The following is a 1,920-nucleotide window of genomic DNA, read 5'->3' on the forward strand; positions in this document are numbered from 1 at the left end:
CCCGGAGCTGGATCAACGCACACGGCTCACCGGTATGGATCTTGCTGCGATATTGGGTACTGACCATGACGGGCCCATACTATGACGACTGACTTTTTTTCGCTGCCGGAACTGAAAAGTAAACTCACCGCGCTACTCGCCTACCTCTACCCCAATGCCGACACCGACGCACTGACCCAACAGTGCCTCGAGGCCATCGGGCCGCGGATCAACCGCGCCATCGTACCGCCCGAGCAACTCTGGTCCGAACAGGACGCCCTGCTGATCACCTACGGCAACTCCATCCGCACCCCCAACGAAAAACCCCTCGATACCCTCGAACAGTTCCTGCACAAACACCTGCAGGACACCTTCAGCGCCGTGCACGTGCTGCCCTTCTTCCCCCACAGCTCCGACGGCGGCTTTGCCGTCATCGACTACACCCAGGTCGACGCCGAGCTGGGCGAATGGGACGATATTGAAACTCTGGGGCAAGACTTCAAACTCATGGGCGATCTGGTGATCAACCATGTGTCCAGCCAGAGCGGCTGGTTCCGCAACTACCAATATGGCAAAGACCCGGGTCGGGATTACTTTGTCGAGGCGAGCCCCCACTACGACCTGTCCATGGTCGTGCGGCCGCGCACCAGCCCGCTACTGCGCGCAGTGGAAACCAACGAAGGCGTGAAGCACGTCTGGTGTACGTTCAGTCATGACCAGATTGATGTCGACTTCCGCAACCCCAAGGTGCTGCTCGAATACCTGAAGATCATCGGGCTTTATCTCGACAAGGGCGTTCAGTGGCTTCGTCTGGATGCCGTGGCCTTTCTGTGGAAGGAAATCGGAACGCCCTGTATACACCTGCCGCAAACCCACGAAGTCATCAAGCTGCTGCGGCTGCTGATGGAGTACAAAAATGCCCACGCGATTCTGATCAGCGAAACCAATGTGCCCAACCGGGAAAACCTGACGTACTTCGGCAACAGTAACGAAGCGCACATGATCTACAACTTCAGCCTGCCACCACTGGTGATTCACGCGCTGCTGTCCGGCAACGGCCAGTATCTGAAAGGCTGGTTGATGAGCATGCCGCCCTCGCCGGTCGGCTGTGCCTATCTGAATTTTACCGCCTCCCACGACGGTATCGGGTTGCGTCCGGCGGAAGGCTTGTTGTCCGACGAGGAGCTGGAAACCTTCCTGAAAACGCTGCAGTCCTTTGGCGGTCGCATTTCCAGCCGCACCGGACAGAATGGCGAAAGCAAACCTTACGAGGCCAACATCAGTCTGTTCGATGCCTTCAAGGGTACCTATCAGGGTACCGATCGCTGGCAGGAGGCACGGTTGCTCTGTTCACAGATCATCATGTTGGCCCTGGAGGGTATACCGGCGTTTTATATTCACACCCTGTTTGCGACGCCCAATGACCTGGACAAACTGGAAGCCACCCAGCACAACCGTTCCATCAACCGGACCAACTGGCACAAGGGTGAACTCGAAACGCTTCTAGCCGACCCGGAAAAACCTCAACACCGAATCTTCAATGCGCTGCAGAGACTGATCCGGATTCGCTGTGCGCAGCCGGCGTTTCACCCGAATGCTACTCAGTTCACTTTGCACTTGCAGCCGGAGGTGTTTGGTTTCTGGCGGCAGAGCCTGCGCCGAACTCAGAGTATTTTCTGTCTGAATAACCTGAGCGATCGGCCGCAGGAAATCAGTTTGACCAATATCAATTTGATCAGTACAGAGAATTGGCGGGATTTGATCAGTGGGGAGGCGGTGACGGATCTGTACGGGACTTTGACCTTGGCGCCGTATCAGTGTGTCTGGTTGACGAATTATGAGAAGAAAGTTTGAGGTATATTTTGGGTTGGGTAACGGCGGATGCGCTTCGCTTATCCGCCCTACGCATACCACGGCAGTCCGCGTAGGGCGGATAAGGCC

At 56.5% G+C, this 1,920-nt stretch carries 1 protein-coding gene; it reads left to right on the top strand.

The window, feature by feature from the left end; translation table 11 throughout:
* Nucleotides 1-81: 81 nt before the first annotated feature.
* Nucleotides 82-1,833, top strand: coding sequence for an alpha-amylase family glycosyl hydrolase (locus B3520_RS16830; RefSeq protein WP_286805610.1), 1,752 nt, complete (start codon nucleotides 82-84; stop codon nucleotides 1,831-1,833).
* The last annotated feature ends 87 nt before the right edge of the window (nucleotides 1,834-1,920 follow it).

This window comes from Marinimicrobium sp. UBA4509 (assembly GCF_002388575.1).
GTDB classification, from domain to species: domain Bacteria; phylum Pseudomonadota; class Gammaproteobacteria; order Pseudomonadales; family Cellvibrionaceae; genus Marinimicrobium; species Marinimicrobium koreense.

Coding starts and splice junctions, on each gene's coding strand:
- B3520_RS16830 (WP_286805610.1), top strand. CDS start 82: ATGACGACTGACTTTTTTTCGCTGCCGGAACTGAAAAGTAAACTCACC.